The following is a 16,961-nucleotide window of genomic DNA, read 5'->3' on the forward strand; positions in this document are numbered from 1 at the left end:
ATAAGCGGAAGTTGGGGGGTTGCCAAAAGACTGTCGTTGGACGTGATGGATCGGCGGCGCGACGCTGCCCGTATGAGCACTCCGACCGCGTACCGGGCCGCCCGGACCACAGAGCGCCTCGACGCCCTCGTCGCCGACGTGCGTGAGGCCGTGGGGCGCGGCCTGCCCCCCGACCTGACCGCGTACCTGGTCGGCGAGCGGCTCGCCCCGCACCTCGGCACCGCCGATCTGCTCACCGACGAGCAGTGCGAGGGCGACCCCGACCACTATCGCCAGCACGTCCTGCACGCCGAGCACGACGGCAGCTTCTCGATCGTGGCGCTCGTCTGGCTGCCGGGGCAGCGGACCTCGGTCCACGACCACGTGTCGTGGTGCGTCACGGGCGTCCACGAGGGCGAGGAGCGGGAGCGCCGCTACCGCCTGGTGCCCGCCGCCGAGGACGGCGGCGCCGCCCGGCTCGTCGCCACGGAGGACGTCGTCAACCCGCAGGGCTCGGTCTGCGGCTTCGCGCCGCCCGGTGACATCCACCGGGTGTGGAACGCCTGCGGCAGCCGCGCGATATCGATCCACATATACGGCGCGGACATCGCCCGCCTGGGCAGCAGCGTCCGCCGGGTGTACGAGCTCCCGGCCGACCGGTAATGGCACTCCTCGGCGAACGCCCGAAGTCCCGTACGCCGCGCGCCCCCACCACCCTCGCCCGCCCGCCCCGCAAACTGCCGGGCCTGACGCTCGCCGTGCTGGGCGTCGCCGCGGCCTGGGGCGTGCACCGGCTGGTGCCCGGCGTGCCGATGCTCACCGCCGCGGTGGTCCTGGGCATCGTCGCCGCCCACCTGCCGGGCGCGGCGCACGCGTACGTACGCGGTCCCGGCAAGGCCGGGCTGACGTTCGCGGCGAAGCGGCTGATGCGCGTCGGCATCGTGCTGCTCGGCCTGAAGCTGAGCCTGGACGACGTGCTCGGGCTCGGCTGGGCCTCGGTCGCGATGGTGCTCTGCGTCGTCGCGGTCACCTTCCTCGGCACCTGGTGGCTGGGGCGCCGCATGGGGCTGCGCGGCGACCAGCCCCTGCTGATCGCCACCGGCTACTCGATCTGCGGCGCGTCCGCGATCGGCGCGGTCAGCGAGGTGTCCGAGAGCGACGAACGGGACACGGCCACCTCGGTGGCGCTGGTCACCCTGTGCGGCACGCTGGCGATCGCCGTGCTCCCCCTCCTCCAGCATCCGCTGGGGCTCGGCGACGCGGAGTTCGGGCGCTGGGTCGGGGCGAGCGTGCACGACGTGGGGCAGGTCGTGGCGACCGCGCAGACCGCGGGCGCCGGGGCGCTCGGCGACGCGGTCCTGGTCAAGCTGATGCGGGTCGCGCTGCTCGCGCCGCTCGTCGCGGCGGTGGCCCTCTCCGTACGGGCGCGCCGCCGGGTCCCGGCCACCGCCGCCGGGACCACGGGTGCCAAGCGCCCGCCGCTCGTGCCGCTCTTCGTCGCCGGCTTCCTCGCCATGGTGGCGCTGCGCACCACCGGATGGCTGCCCGGCACGGCCCTCGACCTGGCCCACACGGCCCAGGAACTCCTGCTGGCGGCCGCCCTGTTCGGACTGGGCAGCGCGGTCGACCTGCCGTCCCTGACCCGCACGGGCGGCCGCGTCGCGGCTCTCGGGCTCGTCTCGTGGGTCGTGATCGCGGGGGTGTCGTACGCGGGTGTGGTGCTGACGTACTGAAGGCGGGGCAGCCGGGACTTCCGACACCTGCCCTAGCGGCGGGGCAGCGTGACCCGGACGTCGTACAGGCGCGTGATTTGCTGCGGCAGTTCGTTGTCGTCGCTGACGAGCAGCAGGCGCAGGCGGTCGCGCCCCGGGCCGTGCGGGTGGTGGCCCGTCACCGTCATCCCCTCGATGTTGTCGATCAGGGGGTTGTTGCCGGGCGGCAGGTTCGAGGGCGCGCCCAGCGAGGGGCAGTCGGAGAGGTCGGCGAGGAGGGTCTTGCGCAGCGCGCGGGTACCGGTGCCTAGGGTCTCGACGCCGGTCACGTCCTCGGCGCCGCGCGGGTCCGCGACGTACAGCCGTACGTCGATGAGGAAGTCCGGGGTGAAGCCCCGCTCCAGGACGAGGAGCCTGCCGTCTCCCGTCGGCGCGAGCTCGACGAGCCCGAAGCCGGGGTCGACGGGGTACGCGAGCTGCCGGCCGAGCGTGAACCCGGCGCCGGGGGCCGGACGTTGCCACGTCTGTACGCGGTTCAGGGTCCGGCCCGCCGAGTCCGTCCCGTCTCCCGTCAGCGGGCCCTCCATCCCGGCGACCAGGGTGCGCCCGCCGGGCAGCAGGGCGAGGCTCTCGAAGGTCTGGTTCGGCCGGGCGCGGCCCGCGGGGGCGACCCGCAGGGGTTGCGGCACGTCCAACCGGGCGAGCAGGGCACCGTCCCTGCCGTGGCGGCGGACGGCGGGGCCCCGCTCGTCCGACACCAGGCGGCTGCCGTCGCGCTCGACGACCAGGCCCTCCGAGTCGAGCGCGGCCCCCGACTCGTCGGCGAGCGGCACCCGGGCCGTGGCCTGCGGCTGCTTCCCGCGCACGTCGATCCTGTAGAGGGCCGAGCGGTCGGAGACGGCGCTCACCGAGCCGTCGCGCTCGACGGCGAGTGCGGAGAGGCCGCCGACGAGCCGGCCGTCGACCTCGGCCTTGTTCAGCGCGTCGGAGTACCGGGCGACGGAGACCCGGGGCGAGCAGGCACCGCCCGCGTGTGCCGGGGCGGTGTCCGCCGAGGTCACCGCGGTTGCCGCGGTCGCCGCGGTCGTGCCCGAGGCCAGCAGCGCGGCGCTCGCCGCGAGGCTCACTGTCGTACGCCATCTCATGGGGTGCCCCCTGTCCGACGATGCTTGACCGTGCTCGACTCCAGTGGTCACTGTGACACCGCGCCTGCGGGGAGCAACACTCCCATGACGCCCCGGTGCGGAGACCGCACACGCTCCGCACGGACCACCCCGACGGACTTCGAGGAGTACGACACGTGGACCCCCTCTTCCCGGCCCTCAACGCCGCACGCGGCGAGGCCCTCCGGTTCGGCGACCGCTCACTGACCTACCCCGAACTGGCTGCGGTCGCCGACTCGTTGGCGCTGCGGCTGCGCGACGAGAGCCGGGTCGCCGTCTGGGCGACCCCGTCCCTGGAAACGGCCGTCGGCGTGGTCGCCGCGCTGCTCGCCGGGGTGCCTGCCGTGCCGCTCAACCCGAAGTCGGGCGACTCCGAGCTCACGCACATCCTCGGCGACAGCGCGCCTTCCCTGGTGCTGGCCGAGCCCGGCGTCCCCCTGCCGCCCCCTCTGGCCGACGTGCACCGGCACGACGTCGACGTACGGCAGGACGACGCGGCCCACCCGGCAGGCGCCACACCCGCCGAACAGACCCCCGCCGAACCGGCCCCCGACTCCCCCGCCCTGATCGTCTACACCTCCGGCACCACGGGCCCGCCCAAGGGCGCCGTCCTGCCGCGCCGCGCGATCGCCGCCACGCTGGACGCCCTGGCGGACGCCTGGCAGTGGACCGGCGACGACGTCCTGGTGCACGGCCTGCCGCTGTTCCACGTGCACGGCCTGATCCTCGGCACGCTCGGCCCGTTGCGGCGCGGCGGCTCCGTGCGGCACCTCGGCCGGTTCGGCACCGAGGGCGTGACGCGCGAGCTCGGCTCCGGGGCGACCATGCTGTTCGGGGTGCCGACGATGTACCACCGGATCGCCGAGGCCCTGCCGGACGACCCGGAGCTGGTGAAGGCGCTGGCGGGGGCGCGGCTTCTGGTGTCCGGCTCGGCGGCGCTCCCGGTCCACGACCACGAGCGCATCGCGGCCGCCACGGGGCGGCGCGTCATCGAGCGGTACGGCATGACGGAGACCCTCATGAACACGAGCGTGCGGGCCGACGGCGAGCCCCGCGCGGGCGCGGTCGGCGTACCGCTGCCCGGAGTCGAACTGCGCCTGGTCGACGAGTCGGGCGAGGAGCTCCCGGCGGACGACCCCGAGGCGGTCGGCGAGATCCAGGTGCGCGGCCCCAACCTGTTCACGGAGTACCTGAACCGCCCGGACGCGACCGCGGCGGCCTTCGCGCCCGGCGGCTGGTTCCGCACCGGCGACATGGCGGTGCGGGACCCCGACGGCTATGTGCGCATCGTCGGCCGCAAGGCCACCGACCTCATCAAGAGCGGCGGCTACAAGATCGGCGCGGGCGAGATCGAGAACGCGCTCCTGGCCCACACCGGAGTACGGGAGGCCGCCGTCACCGGCGAGCCCGACCCCGACCTGGGCGAACGCATCGTGGCCTGGGTGGTCCCCACCGACCTCCAGTCCCCGCCCACTACGCAGGAGTTGTCCGACCACGTGGCATCGACCCTGGCTCCGCACAAGCGGCCGCGGGTGGTGCGGTATCTGGAGACGCTGCCACGAAACGACATGGGCAAGATCATGAAGCGCTCCTTGACCACGCAGTGAGCACCACCGGGACCACTCAATGAGCACCGCCGGCCGGGTTGGAGTCCAGCCCGGCCGACGCCGGCCCGTCCTGGCGCGGAAGACGTGCGGGGTGCGCTCCGGCACTTACTCGATCTTCAGCTCGGACTTCACAAGGACCCGGAACCTGTCAGCGAGGTCATTCATTTTGACCAAGTCCTCGCCGTCAACGGCTTCTCGCCACTCGTAGATGAACTCTCGTGCCTCGTCGCTGCCAAAGGTAAAGAGGCCAATCAGCGCGTCGGCGCTCATCTCGATACGCCTCTCTGTGGTCCAGTACTGCTCCAGCTCGTGGAGCTTTGAGGTCTGAGTCGTCCGCTCGTACTCCAAGCGTTGCAGTTCTAAATGCGCTGCTCGCATGACTGCAAAGTAGGCGTCTCTCCGTTCCTTGAGGAGGTGCGCACGCTGTTCCGCCTGCTGCGATTGCGCGACCATGCGCTCCGTATGCGATCTGCCTTGCGCACCAGTCAGCCATGTGAAGAACACCCCTGTGACGCCCGATACGCCGGTAATCAGGGGTGCTATCCATTCCCACCTCATGCACCCATGGTGCCGACTTCCCGCCCGATCAGATGCCGGGGGAAATCCCCTACTTCACCCCCACCGCCCGGATGATCTCCTGAGAGACGATCCCGCCCCGGTCGTCGGAGGCGGACGCCCGCAGGGAGACGGACCCGGCGGCAGGCGGCATCCTCAACTCACCTGCCCAGACCGCCTTCTTGCCGTCCCGCTTCAGGGTGACGTTCTCCCACGTCGTCCCCTCGTCGTACGAGACGGACAGCTTGCCGCTCCCGATGGTGCCCGTGTCCGGGGCCCCCTTCACGTACTCCGCGAAGATCCCGACCGGCACGGTGCGCCCGCCCCGTACGTCGCCCGACAGGGACGTGTCGACGTCGAATCCGAGGTTGAGGAGCGGCAGGACCGTCTTCTTGTCCGCCGGGGTCTCCTTGGACCGGAACGTCCACTCCGCGTGGCCCTTCGTCGCGAGGTGCCACCGCTCGGGGGCGAGGGTCGTGTCGGTCACGACCTTGTACGTGTGCTCGGCGGGGTCCGCGCCCCACACGTACACGCCCGAGCTCTTGCGCCGGTCGACGCTCACCCCGTCCACGAAGACCTCGCTGACCTGCGTCATCGACTCCTCGCTCCAGACGTCGCCGAAGCCGGTGTGGTCGGGGCCCGAATCGCCCCAGCCGGGCACGTTGAACGCCAGGTCGTTCCCGCTGCGCGTCTGGCCCCAGCCGAGTCCGGTGCCGAGCCAGGGGTGCAGCACCGGCTTGAACCAGTTCAACTCCGTGTGCCCGCCACCCCGGTAGGCGACGAGGCCGCTGCGCTCCTCCAGCGCGCCGGGCCCGGTGGACACGGACTCGTGCCACAACTGGCCCTTGCCCGTGGAGACGTACTCCGTCCGCTCGGCCGGGTAGTCGATCTTCTCCTGGAAGCCGAGCCCGACGGGGAAGGCGTCGGTGATGGAGTAGCGGTATTCACCGCCCGCCGCGGGCTTCACCGCGTGGTACCGCGTGGCGAGGACTGCCATTTCAGCCCTCCCTGGTTCGTACGTGAGGTCCTTGGGGACGGCCCCCTCGTGCCCCTCGGAGAGGTCGTACACATAGGGGGTGTTGAGGGTGCCGGTGCTCTCGGCCTTACCTCCCGCCTTCGCCGCCGCGATCAGCCTGGCCCCGTCGGCGGCGTCGACCGTGGCGATCTGCAAAGGCCGGTCGCCGTTGTCCGCGGTGCCGAACCAGGCGTTCAGGCGCCCGGCCCGGCCGTCCGTCACGAACAGCGCGGCGGCGCCCGCGTCCTGCGCGGCCTGCCCGAGCCGCTCCGGCGTGACCGCGTCCGTCCGGCGCACGACGACGGCCCTGCCCCGGACGTCCTTGCCCTCGTACGCGGCCGGGGTGCCGTCGCCCGCGTCCACCAGCGTCCACTTCCGCCGCCCCTCGGCGATCGTCCCACCGGGCTGGGCGACGGCCTCGCGCAGGCCCTTCACCGCCACCATGGGCTTACCGAGCCGCCACACGGTGCGGTACTCGAAGCTTCCCTCGGTGACCTTCCGGGTCGGCGCGGCGAAGACGCTGTCGTACTTCACGGGCACCTGGACGGCGCCCATCAGGTCGGCGCCGCCGGCTTTCCTGTCGTACTCCATCAGCAGCTGCCTGGTCTCGGTGCGCCGGCCCACGTCGGCCTCGATCTCGCGCAGCTTCCGCCCGTCCAGGGTGACGGTGCGGTCCCGGTCGAGGCGGATCTCCGGGTCGGTGAGGAACCCGAGGCCGAGGGAGTCCTCGCCCTTGCTGCCCCGCACGTCGAGGAAGGTCGAGAGGGCGTACGTGCCCGGTTGCAGCCGGAGCTTCAGCGTGCCGGAGCCGCCCACGGCGGCCGGGAACGGCTCGGTGTCCCGGGTGAGCCGCCGCACCACGAGATCGGCGGGGGCGGGCGCGCCGTCACGGTCCTTGACGTGGACGGTGAGCGTGTACCGCTCCTCCTCCTTGACCAGCCCGAACGCGGTGTGCGCGACCTTCTTCCCGCCGGCGCTCGCGACGACGGCGCCGCTGGTGTTCCCGACGGGTGCCTTCGCGCCGTCGCCGGTGACGGTGGTCGACGCGGTGCCGTGCGCGGGGACGGTGAGGGTGGAGTCGGCGAGCGTGACGACGCCGTCGGCGGCGCCCCGCACGGCGAGGCTCAACTCCACTGCCTCGTCGGTGGAGTTCCTGTAGGCGAGGGTTCTGTCGACCGGCTTGTTGGCGTCGTACGGCCAGCGGTAGTAGCCGAGGTCGGCGCTGCCGGTCGCGGTGACGGACGCGTCGACGGCGTCGGGCACACTGACTCGGCCCGCCCCCAACTCGTAAGCCGACGCGTCGAGTTGTGCCGCGGTGGACATCAGGGCGTCCTTGAGCCGCGCACCCGTCCAGTCGGGGTGCCGCTCGGCGAGCAGCGCGGCGACGCCCGCGATGTGCGGCGTCGCCATCGACGTACCGCTCATCTCCGTGTAGAAGCCCTCGCCTTCGGCCAGTCCGGAGCGGGCGGCGAGGACGTCGACGCCGGGTGCCGACAGGTCGGGCTTGAGCGCGTGGTCACCGGCGCGCGGGCCCCGGCTCGTGAAGTACGCGGCCTCGTCGGCGGAGTCGACGGCGCCGACGGTCAGCGCCGAGTCGGCGGCGCCGGGCGAGCCGATGGAGGAGGGCGCACCGGTGTTCCCGGCCGCGACGACGAAGAGGGCGCCGGTCTCCTCGGAGAGGGAGTTCACGGCGGCGGCCATCGGGTCGGTGCCGTCACTGGCCTCCTGCGAACCGAGGCTCATGGACACGATCCTGGCGCCGACGTCCTTCGCCGCCCACTCCATGCCCGCGATGATCTCGGACTCGCTGCCGAACCCCTCGTCGCTGAGGACTTTGCCGACGGCGAGCGAGGCGCCGGGCGCGACCCCCTTCTCCTTGCCGTCGGAGGCGGCGCCGCTCCCGCCGACGGTGGAGGCGACATGGGTCCCGTGCCCGTTGCGGTCGGCGACCTCCTCGCCGGGTATGAAGCTCCTGGACTCCGCGACGCGCTCCGCGAGGTCCGGGTGTCCGGTGTCGAAGCCGGTGTCCAGGACGGCGACCTTGACGCCCTTGCCCGTGAGCCCGGCCTCCCAGGCCTTCGGGGTGCCGATCTGCTCGTTGCTCCGCGCCAGGTCCGCCTCGACGCGCCCGTCGAGCCATATCTTGCCGATGCCGGGGGCCTTGCCGGGGCTGGATGCCTTGCCGGCGCCGGAGGCCTCCGCACGCAGGTAACGCCACAGCGCGTCCGGCCGCTCCACCGTGACGGCGACGCCCCCGACGCTCTCCAGGGAGCGCACCTTCTCGACCCCGCGCGGCAGCTCGCGCGCACCGCGGGCCTTCTCGTCGTACGTGACGATGAGGGGCAGCCCGGCACCCGCCTTCCCCGGCCGGGTGGACGCGCGCCCCTGCCGGATCAGCTCGGTCACGTCGAACAGCCGCTCGTCGAGGACACCGGAGCGCAGATACGGCCGCGCCTCGTCCGGTACGACGGTGAGGTGCCCGTCCGACACCTGGCTGCGCACCGCCCCGCTCGCCCCCGCGGGCCGGTCCACGGTGACGGCCTGCCGGCCACCGGGGAGCCGGGCGACGGTGACCCTGTCACCCGTGATGAGGGTGACGGTGTGGCCGGGGGTGGGGACGGGGGCGGGGGCGGCTGCCGCCCCGGGGGCGCCGGCGGCCGCGGCGCCGCCCTGCCCGGCGGGGAGCAGGGCGAACGCGAGACCGGCGGCGGCCACGAGCGCGGCTCTTCGCCGCACGGAGGCTCTGGTCATGGAGGCTGCCTCTCTTCGTCGGACCCGGGCAGGGGTGGTACCCGAGTGCTGCGAAAAGTGTCGACTGCCGTGTGTTGCAGGGGAGTTGACGGGACGTGGCGGGAAACCGCCAGGGCACGTATCCGCCACCGGGACAGGTGGGACAACCGCACGGCCCGCGACGCCCCGAACACCACCCGTGCGGCCGCACCCCGCCCGGCTCAACCCAGCGCGCGAGCCGCGCGGGTGCGCCGCACGATGCGAGACAGGACCGCCGTCCGACGGTCCGTACGGTCTGCGCTCTCGGGAGGACCTGCCATGACCGTCAGTCTGGAGCAGTTGCGCCGCTGTCACATCGCCGTCGACATGGGTGCCGCGAGGACCCGCGTGTTCGTGAAGGGCGCGGGGCTCGTCGTCGACGAGCCGAGCGCCGCCGCCGTGAACACCCGGACGGGCGCGCTCATCGCGGTCGGCCAGTTCGCCGAGCAGATGACGGGGCGTACGCCCGGCTACATCCGCGTGGTCCGCCCCGTCTCCGGCGGCACCGTCGTCGACATCGAGATGGCCCAGCGCATGCTGCGGCACCTGCTCGGCGAGAAGCTCCGCCGCACCCTGCGCCGCAAACCCCGGCTGCGCGCCGCCGCGTGCACCCCGCACGACGCGGACCCGCTGGCGCAGCGCGCCGCCGTCGAGACGATGGTCGGGCTCGGTGCCCGCCGCGTGGAGCTGGTGGACACCCTGATCGCGGCGGCCGTCGGCTGCGGCCTGCCCGTGGAGCGCCCCGAGGCGACGATGATCCTCGTCTGCGGCGCCGCCACCACCCAGGTCGCGGTCCTCTCGCTCGGCTCGATCGTGACCGCGGAACGCGTTCCCGTGGGCGGTGAGGCCATCGACAACGCGATCGTGCAGCACCTGCGCCACCAGCACGAACTGATGCTGCCCTCCCAGTCCGTACGCCCCCTCCAGCTCGCCCTGCGCGGCAACGGGCTCACCACGCAGGGGCCCGAGTCCACGGAGATCCACGGCAGGGACGTCGCGACGGGCGTGGCCCGCTCGGTCCAGGTGGACACGGCCGCGGTCCGCGAGGCGATCCACACCCCGCTCACCGCCGTCCTCGACGGCATCGGCAAGGTGCTGCGCGACTGCCCGCCGGACCTGGTGGCCGACCTCGCGGACCGCGGCATCATGCTGGTCGGCGGCAGCGCGCTCCTCCCCGGCCTCGACCAGATGCTGGGGGACGCGACCGGAATGCCCGTACATATCGCGGAACGGCCGGACGTGTGCGCCGTGCTGGGGCTCGGTGCGATGCTGGAGGGCAAGATCCAGCCGCTGGTCCTGGACCCGCTGTCGGGCTGACAGGCACCGTTCCCCACTATTGCCCTCAAGCACGGAGTACGGAGTACGTCGTACGTGACGGAGACGCCCGAAGGAGCGGACGCGCCGCAATCCTCGCTGCAACCGCTCCTGGAGGCGGTCCTCGGCGTCGGCACGGAGCTCGAACTCCGCGCGACGCTCCAGCACGTCGTGGACAGCGCGGCGCGGCTGACCGGGGCGGGCGTCGGCACGCTCGCCGTCGACGCCGCCGCCGGTCACGAGGGGCCGGCGGAACGGTTCGTGGCGGGCGGACCCGGCCGCTTCCCGGACGGCGTCCCGACGGTAGGTCCGGAGGCGGACGGAGACGAGGAGGCGGACGGAGACGAGGAGGCGGACGGCACGGTCCTCCGCGTGCCGATCCACGTTCACGACGAGCCCTTCGGCGCGCTCCTGCTGGCCCGCAAGGCGGGCGGCGGCCCCTTCACCGACGAGGACCGCCAGCTCCTGCGGGTCCTGGCGAGCCAGGCGGGCATCTCCATCGGCAACGCCCGCCTGTTCGAGGCGGCCCGCCGGCGGGAGCGCTGGATCGAGGGCGCCGCGGCCGTCACCACGGCCCTCCTCACCGGCGAGGCCTCGCCGGACGCGCTGATGACGGTCGCGGACCGGGCACGGAAACTCGCGGGCGCGGCGGCGGGGGTGATCCTCCAGCCCACGGAGGCGGGCGGCATGCGCATCGTCGCAGCCGCCACAGACGGCGAACCCCACGGCTGGGGCGCCTCAGCCTCCACACTGGCCTCGACCTCGCCCCCAACTTCGGCCCCGGACCCGGGCTCGGACCCAGCCCCGGCTCCAGCCTCGGCGTCGGACCCGGCCCCGGGATCGGCCCCGGACCCTGACCCAGCTCCGGCTCCGGCTCCGGCTCCAGCCCCGGCGTCGAACCCGGACTCAGCCCCAGCCCCGGGCTCGGACTCGGGCCCAGCCTCGGACTCGGGCCCGGACCCAGCCTCGGCTTCGGCGCCGGACCCGGACTCAGACCCGGCCCCGGACTCGGGCCCAACCCCGGGCTCGGCCCCGGACCCTGCTGCACCCCCGGTACAGGTCCCTCACTCCCACCCCAACGACCTCATCGGCACCACCATCGAGCCCGGCAGCGCCGTGCTCACGCAGTTGCTCGGGGGTGAGCCGGTGTTCATCGAGGACTCCGCGACCGACCCGCGCATGACGACGCACGTGCGGGCCCGGTTCGGGCCCAGCATGATGCTGCCGCTACAGGCCGGGGGCCGGCTCATCGGCACGCTCGCGCTGCCCCGCCGCCGCGGCGCGCCCGCCTACACCCCCGCCGAGCGGCTCCTCGCCACGCAGTTCGCCTCGCAGGCCGCCGTCGCCCTCGTCCTGGCCGACGCCCAGCAGAGCCGGGAGCGCCTCGCGGTCTTCGAGGACCGCGACCGCATCGCCCGCGACCTGCACGACCTCGTCGTCCAGCGCCTCTTCGCCACCGGCATGATGCTGGAGTCGACCCGCCGCAGGGCCCGCTCGACCACGGTCGAGTCCACCCTCGACCGCGCCGTCGACGAACTGGAATCCACCATCCAGGAGGTCCGTACGGCGATCTTCGCGCTCCAGCAGCCGCCCGCCGACGCACCGGCCACGTTCCGCGGCAAGGTCCTGCGCGAGACGGCGGGCGCCGCCGCGATCCTCGGCGTCCAGCCGTCGGTACACTTCGCCGGCGCCGTCGACACTCGCGTCACCGACCCGGCCGCCGGCCACCTCCTCGCCGCCCTGCGCCGCTCCCTCGCCGCCACCTCCCGCCGCACCGGCGTCACCCGCGTCGACGTGACGGTCGACGCGCGGGCGACGCTTCCCGACGGCCGCGAGGGCGTGCGCCTGACGGTGTACGACGACGGGGACACGGACGGCGTCGAGGCGGGGACGACGGTGACGTGGCAGGCACCGCTGTAACCCGACGTCCTCTCAGCAGGCCGCCCTTCACACACCCGTGACAAGCCCTCAGAGCTCCACCACGGACACCTCCGTCGCCTTCACGCTCGTCCACACCTCCACCCCGTCCGCGAGCCCCAGCTCCACGGCCGCCTGCGGAGTGATCTCGGCGACCAGGTCGGGCGCCTCGCGCGAGGTGATCAGGACGCGCAGCCGGCTCCCTGCGGTGGTGATCTCCCGTACCGTCCCGGGCCATACGTTGCGGGGGCTGCCCGTCGGCTTCTCGCGGTGCACGGACACCGCCTCCGGCGCGATGACCGCGAGCGCCCGTGCACCGGCCTGCGGCGGGTCGGCGACGACGAGCCGCCCCTCCCCCGCCAGCACGAGCGTGCCGTCGGCGGCCGCCGTGCCGGACCAGGCGTTGCGGCCGAGCATGCGGGCCACCCAGGGCGAGCGCGGATGCCGGGTGACCTCGGCGGGCGGCGCGTCCTGCAACGTACGCCCCTCGTCGAGCACGAGCACCCGGTCGGCGAGCGAGACCGCCTCGACGGGGTCGTGCGTGACGATGAGGCAGACCCCGCCGAACCCGTCGAGGTGGCGGCGCAGCGTGTGGCGGACGTGGGCGCGGGTGGTCTGGTCGAGCGCGGCGAGCGGTTCGTCGAGGAGCAGCAGCCGGGGCCTGGCCGCCAGCGCCCGCGCCAGCGCGACCCGCTGCGCCTGCCCGCCGGAGAGCTGGGCGGGTCTGCGGTGGGCGAGGTGCCCGACGCCGAGCCGGTCGAGCCAGGCCTGTGCCTCGCGGCGGGCCCCGGCGCGCCGGACGCCCTGCGCGCGCAGCCCGTACGCGGTGTTGCCGAGGGCGTTCAGGTGCGGGAAGAGCGCGCCTTCCTGGGGCACCCAGGCGACCCCGCGCCGGTGCGGCGGCAGCGCGGTGACGTCGCGCTCGCCGAGCCGCAGCCGTGCGTGGGCGCGCGGGGTGAGGCCGAGGAGGGCACGCAGGAGCGTGGTCTTGCCCGCGCCGTTGGGCCCGACGACGGCGATGGTGGTGCCGGGGCCGGCGTCGAGGGTGAGCTGATTGTGCCCGGTGACGTCGGCATGCAGCCCCCACTTCTCCCCGACCTCTGCCACCCCGCCTGTGTCCGCCGCCCCTCGCTCCTCCCCCGCCTCCGTGTCCGAATCGAGGCGCGCCCCCTCACGTACGTCCCGTACGTCCCGCACACGCCCCGAGGCCCCCGCTGTCCACCGCCCCCGCAGCCCGACCAGTACGGCCATCGCGATGGCGAGCAGCAGCAGCGACAGCGAGGTCGCGGCCTCCGGGGAGTCCTGGAGCAGCAGGTACACCTGGAGCGGCAGGGTCTGCGTCGTGCCCGGCAGGTTGCCCGCGAAGGTGATCGTCGCGCCGAACTCGCCGAGCGCCCGCGCCCACGTCAGCGCGGCCCCCGCGGCGAGCCCGGGCGCGACCATCGGCAGGGTGACGGTGAGGAACACCCGTACGGGAGACGCACCCAGTGAGGCCGCCGTCTCCTCGTAGCCGGGCCGCAGCCCGCCCAGCGCGCCCTCCAGGCTGATGACGAGGAACGGCATCGCCACGAACGTCGCCGCCACCACGGCACCGGAGGTGTGGAAGGGCAGCACGATGCCGAAGGTGTCCTCCAGCCACGGCCCGAGCAGTCCGCGCCGCCCGAACCCGAGCAGGAGCGCGACGCCGCCGACGGTGGGCGGCAGCACCATCGGCAGCAGCACGAGGGAGCGTACGAGCGCCTTGCCCGGGAACTCCACGCGCGCCAGCAGCCAGGCCAGCGGCACTCCGAGCAGCAGCGAGAGACCGAGCGCCCAGAACGACACGGACAGCGAGAGCTTCAGGGCCTGCGTGACCCCCGGAGTGGTCAGGTGGCTCCCGAGGTCGCGCCACTCGGTCCTGGCCAGGACGCCGACGAGCGGCAGCAGCAGGAAGGCGACGGCGAGCAGGGCGGGGAGGACCAAGGTGAGCGGCGGGCGGGGGCGCGTGCGCCGCTCTCGGGTGCGGGTCACGGCGGCCGGAGTACGGGTCACGGCTTCTGGAAGCCGGCGTCCCGCAGGATCTTCTGCGCTTCGGGCGTGCTGAGCCACTTCACGAAGGCGGCCGCCGCCTCGCCGTTCTCGGAGCTCTTGAGGGTCGCGGCCGGGTAGGCGGCGACGGCGTTCTGGCCGTCGGGGATCTCGACGGCGTCGACCTTGCCGGGCGCGGTCGCGGCGTCCGTGCGGTAGACGATGCCCGCGTCGGCCTCGCCGAGCTCGACCTTGCTCAGGACGGAGCGGACGTTGGCCTCCTTGGAGACCGGCCGCACGTCGACGCCCTGCTTGTCCAGGACCTGCTTGCTGTAACGCCCGACCGGCACGGTGTCGTCGGCGAGGACCACCTTCAGCTTGCTGTCGCCGAGGTCCTTGAGCCCCTTGACCTTGTCGGGGTTGCCCTCGCGGGTGGCGATGACGAGCCGGTTTTTCGCGATGACGGTGGGCTCGCCGGTCTCGCCCTTCAGGCCGTCCATGGTCTTGGTGTCGGCGGTGACGAGCACGTCGGCGGGAGCGCCCTGCTTCACCTGCGCGGCGAGCTCCTGGGACCCGGCCGCGGAGATCGTCAGCTCCGTGCCGGGGTGCTCCTTCTCGTACGCCTTCTCGGCGGTGGCGAAGACGTCGGTGAGGGAGGAGGCAGCGAGGACGGTGAGGCTCACGTCCTTGCCGCCCCCGTCCTTCTTGCTCTCGCTGTCGTCACCGTTGCCGCAGGCGGCGAGCGGCAGGAGCAGCGCGGCGGTCACGGCCGCGGCGGCGGTACGGCGGGCGGTGCGGGCGGGGCGTGTGGCGGACACGGGGCTCCTTGAGAAGGCGGAGGGAGAGGGAGAGGGGGGCGGACCGGTCGGCCGGGCGTCAGGTCCGGTCGATGTGGACGCTGGTGGACTTCACCCGGGCGGTGGCCTCCACGCCGACCTCCAGGCCGAGCTCCTCCACCGCCTCCCTGGTGAGCAGGGACACCAGGCGGTGCGGTCCCGCCTGTATCTCCACCTGGGCGGCCACGTCGCCGAGCTTCACGGCGGTGACGATGCCCGGAAAGGCGTTGCGCGCGGTGGTGTACGGGACGCCTTCCTCACCGTTCGCGGCCCCGGCGGCACCGCTCTGCGCGACCTCGACGGAGAACGCGGCGAGGTCGCGGCCGTCGATGAGCCGTCGCCCGCCCTCGTCGCGGTGCGTGGCGACCCGTCCGGCGTCCGCCCAGCGGCGGGCGGTGTCGGGGCTGACTCCGAGCAGACGCGCGGCCTGCCCGATCGTGTAGGACTGCATGTGCGACAAGATAGGCGCGATCGGCTGGCATTTGTAAAAGTTGATACGGAAATACATGGCAGATGCACCTTCACGCTCCGCGCTCTGGAGGAACCTCCAAGCTCTCCTTCCGCCCGATACCGGCGGATCCGAGCAGGCATACGCCGCCCGAACCGGTCAACTCGCCTCCGCATGGCACTCTTCGGCAGGGACAAACATGTGCATGGCGAGAACGAGCCGGCCATCGACACCGGCCCGGGTCCGGAGGTCGAGCGGGCCGCCCCGGACGAGCCCACCGAACTGCCCGCGCGCTCCTGGTGGTCGGTCCTGCGGCGGACCGGCAAGGAGTTCATGGACGACGATCTGCCCGACCGGGCCGCCGCCCTGACGTACTACGGCGTCCTCTCCCTCTTCCCGGCGCTCCTGGTCCTCGTCTCGCTCCTGGGCGTGATCGGCGAGTCGGCGACCCATACGGTCCTCGACAACCTTCAGCAGCTGGCCCCCGGCCCGGTGCGCGACCTGCTCGGCGACGCGGTGCGGCAGCTCGGGGACAGCGGCGGCACCAGCGGCGTGATGGCGATCGTGGGCCTGGTCCTCGCGGTCTGGTCGGCCTCCGGCTACGTGGCGGCGTTCATCCGCACCTCCAACGCCGTCTACGACCTTCCCGAGGGCCGCCCGGTGTGGAAGCTGACCCCGCTGCGCATCGCCCTGACCGTGGTCCTCATGCTCCTGCTCGCGGTCAGCGCGGTGATCGTGGTCTTCACGGGGCCGCTGGCCGAGCGGGCCGGTGACGCGATCGGCGTGGGCGACGCGGCGCTGACCGCCTGGTCCATCGCCAAGTGGCCGGTCCTGCTGGTCCTCGTGATCGTGATGATCGGCCTGCTCTTCTGGCGCGCCCCGAACGTCCGGGGCCCCGGCTTCCGCTGGCTGAGTCCGGGCAGCGCCCTCGCGGTCCTGCTCTGGCTGCTCGCCTCCGGCGGCTTCGCGCTGTACGTCGCCAATTTCGCGTCGTACAACAAGACGTACGGCACCCTCGCCGGTGTCGTCGTCTTCCTGATCTGGCTCTGGCTCTCGAACCTGGCCATCCTGCTCGGCCTCGAATTCGACGCGGAGCTGGCCCGCCAGCGAGCGATCTCCGGCGGCATGCCCCCGGAGGAGGAGCCGTACGTGGAGCCCCGCGACACCCGCAAGTGGCCGCGCCGCCGCAAGGGCCGCCCGGTCCTGCCGAGTGAGTGAAACGAGGGCCGCCACGGTTTACGTGACGGCCCTCGCTGTTACGTTCTGGCTGGTCAGATCGTTTCTTCACTGACGAGCCCGGGTGGGGCGGGTGGGACTCGAACCCACGGCCGACGGATTATGAGTCCGCTGCTCTAACCGGCTGAGCTACCGCCCCTAACGGCGCGTCGCGCACATTTGTGCGCGCCGTCTGCCGCAGCATAGCCGCTCATACGATCTCCTGCTTCGGATGGTCGGCATCGCACGACCATGAGGACCCCAGCGCTGCCCGCGCGGTTCCACCGGGCACGGAACCAGTACGAAGAAGGACCCCCGAGAGGCGTCTCGGGGGTCCTTCCTCACAGCTCTCCCGACTGGACTCGAACCAGTAACCTGCCGGTTAACAGCCGGCTGCTCTGCCAATTGAGCTACAGGAGACCGA

12 protein-coding genes and 2 tRNA genes are annotated in these 16,961 nt (G+C 73.2%); 6 read left to right on the forward strand and 8 right to left on the reverse strand.

The window, feature by feature from the left end; all coding sequences use genetic code 11:
• Positions 1–72: 72 nt before the first annotated feature.
• Both ACZ4Z4_RS01410 and ACZ4Z4_RS01415 read left to right on the forward strand, forming a co-directional pair.
• On the forward strand, positions 73–642 hold the full coding sequence (locus ACZ4Z4_RS01410; protein ID WP_468320590.1) for a cysteine dioxygenase family protein: 570 nt from the start codon (positions 73–75) through the stop codon (positions 640–642).
• A complete protein-coding gene (locus ACZ4Z4_RS01415) occupies positions 642–1,712 on the forward strand; it encodes a YeiH family protein (protein ID WP_468320592.1) in 1,071 nt (356 codons plus the stop codon). The genes ACZ4Z4_RS01410 and ACZ4Z4_RS01415 overlap by 1 nt, the downstream gene beginning before the upstream one ends.
• A 32-nt stretch (positions 1,713–1,744) precedes the next feature.
• Here ACZ4Z4_RS01415 and ACZ4Z4_RS01420 read toward each other — a convergent pair whose 3' ends face one another.
• Positions 1,745–2,836, reverse strand: coding sequence for an esterase-like activity of phytase family protein (locus ACZ4Z4_RS01420; RefSeq protein ID WP_468320595.1), 1,092 nt, complete (start codon positions 2,834–2,836; stop codon positions 1,745–1,747).
• Between the two features lie 155 nt (positions 2,837–2,991).
• Between ACZ4Z4_RS01420 and ACZ4Z4_RS01425 the strand changes: the two genes are divergently transcribed.
• Positions 2,992–4,461, forward strand: a complete 1,470-nt coding sequence (locus ACZ4Z4_RS01425) for an acyl-CoA synthetase (RefSeq protein ID WP_468320599.1) — start codon at positions 2,992–2,994, stop codon at positions 4,459–4,461.
• A 105-nt stretch (positions 4,462–4,566) separates the two neighbouring features.
• Here ACZ4Z4_RS01425 and ACZ4Z4_RS01430 read toward each other — a convergent pair whose 3' ends face one another.
• Together ACZ4Z4_RS01430 and ACZ4Z4_RS01435 are read right to left on the reverse strand one after the other, a co-directional pair.
• Complete coding sequence (locus tag ACZ4Z4_RS01430; RefSeq protein WP_468320602.1) at positions 4,567–5,019, reverse strand: hypothetical protein; 453 nt, start codon at positions 5,017–5,019, stop codon at positions 4,567–4,569.
• 49 nt (positions 5,020–5,068) lie between these two features.
• Complete coding sequence (locus tag ACZ4Z4_RS01435; RefSeq protein WP_468320605.1) at positions 5,069–8,782, reverse strand: S8 family serine peptidase; 3,714 nt, start codon at positions 8,780–8,782, stop codon at positions 5,069–5,071.
• A 297-nt stretch (positions 8,783–9,079) separates the two neighbouring features.
• Here ACZ4Z4_RS01435 and mreB point away from each other — a divergent pair, with 297 nt between their 5' ends.
• Together mreB and ACZ4Z4_RS01445 are read left to right on the forward strand one after the other, a co-directional pair.
• A complete protein-coding gene (mreB, locus tag ACZ4Z4_RS01440) occupies positions 9,080–10,117 on the forward strand; it encodes a rod shape-determining protein MreB (protein WP_468320608.1) in 1,038 nt (345 codons plus the stop codon).
• Between the two features lie 54 nt (positions 10,118–10,171).
• A complete protein-coding gene (locus ACZ4Z4_RS01445) occupies positions 10,172–12,034 on the forward strand; it encodes a GAF domain-containing protein (RefSeq protein ID WP_468320610.1) in 1,863 nt (620 codons plus the stop codon).
• 48 nt (positions 12,035–12,082) lie between these two features.
• On the opposite strand, the gene ACZ4Z4_RS01450 is transcribed toward ACZ4Z4_RS01445, so the two are convergent.
• The 3 genes from ACZ4Z4_RS01450 to ACZ4Z4_RS01460 are packed head-to-tail and all read right to left on the reverse strand — an operon-like array spanning position 12,083 to position 15,325.
• On the reverse strand, positions 12,083–14,041 hold the full coding sequence (locus tag ACZ4Z4_RS01450; protein WP_468320613.1) for an ABC transporter permease: 1,959 nt from the start codon (positions 14,039–14,041) through the stop codon (positions 12,083–12,085).
• Between the two features lie 17 nt (positions 14,042–14,058).
• Positions 14,059–14,856 carry a molybdate ABC transporter substrate-binding protein gene (gene modA, locus ACZ4Z4_RS01455; RefSeq protein WP_468320616.1) on the reverse strand — a complete coding sequence of 266 codons (798 nt, stop codon included), beginning with the start codon at positions 14,854–14,856 and terminating at the stop codon, positions 14,059–14,061.
• A 58-nt stretch (positions 14,857–14,914) separates the two neighbouring features.
• Entirely contained in the window at positions 14,915–15,325 is a 411-nt protein-coding gene (locus ACZ4Z4_RS01460) for a TOBE domain-containing protein (protein ID WP_468320619.1), read from the reverse strand.
• A 171-nt stretch (positions 15,326–15,496) separates the two neighbouring features.
• Here ACZ4Z4_RS01460 and ACZ4Z4_RS01465 point away from each other — a divergent pair, with 171 nt between their 5' ends.
• Positions 15,497–16,540, forward strand: a complete 1,044-nt coding sequence (locus tag ACZ4Z4_RS01465) for a YihY/virulence factor BrkB family protein (protein WP_468320622.1) — start codon at positions 15,497–15,499, stop codon at positions 16,538–16,540.
• Positions 16,541–16,623: 83 nt separating this feature from the next.
• Here ACZ4Z4_RS01465 and ACZ4Z4_RS01470 read toward each other — a convergent pair.
• Both ACZ4Z4_RS01470 and ACZ4Z4_RS01475 read right to left on the reverse strand, forming a co-directional pair.
• Positions 16,624–16,697: transfer RNA gene (locus ACZ4Z4_RS01470), tRNA-Ile, on the reverse strand.
• A gap of 187 nt (positions 16,698–16,884) precedes the next feature.
• A tRNA-Asn gene (locus tag ACZ4Z4_RS01475) sits at positions 16,885–16,957 on the reverse strand.
• Between the last annotated feature and the right edge of the window lie 4 nt (positions 16,958–16,961).

This window comes from Streptomyces sp. NPDC030245, assembly GCF_055572995.1.

Excerpts from the sequence above, each read along its gene's own strand:
- ACZ4Z4_RS01410 (WP_468320590.1), top strand. The coding sequence starts at position 73 with ATGAGCACTCCGACCGCGTACCGGGCCGCCCGGACCACAGAGCGCCTC.
- ACZ4Z4_RS01415 (WP_468320592.1), top strand. The coding sequence starts at position 642 with ATGGCACTCCTCGGCGAACGCCCGAAGTCCCGTACGCCGCGCGCCCCC.
- ACZ4Z4_RS01420 (WP_468320595.1), bottom strand. The coding sequence starts at position 2,836 with ATGAGATGGCGTACGACAGTGAGCCTCGCGGCGAGCGCCGCGCTGCTG.
- ACZ4Z4_RS01430 (WP_468320602.1), bottom strand. The coding sequence starts at position 5,019 with ATGAGGTGGGAATGGATAGCACCCCTGATTACCGGCGTATCGGGCGTC.
- ACZ4Z4_RS01435 (WP_468320605.1), bottom strand. The coding sequence starts at position 8,782 with ATGACCAGAGCCTCCGTGCGGCGAAGAGCCGCGCTCGTGGCCGCCGCC.
- mreB (WP_468320608.1), top strand. The coding sequence starts at position 9,080 with ATGACCGTCAGTCTGGAGCAGTTGCGCCGCTGTCACATCGCCGTCGAC.
- ACZ4Z4_RS01460 (WP_468320619.1), bottom strand. The coding sequence starts at position 15,325 with ATGCAGTCCTACACGATCGGGCAGGCCGCGCGTCTGCTCGGAGTCAGC.
- ACZ4Z4_RS01465 (WP_468320622.1), top strand. The coding sequence starts at position 15,497 with ATGGCACTCTTCGGCAGGGACAAACATGTGCATGGCGAGAACGAGCCG.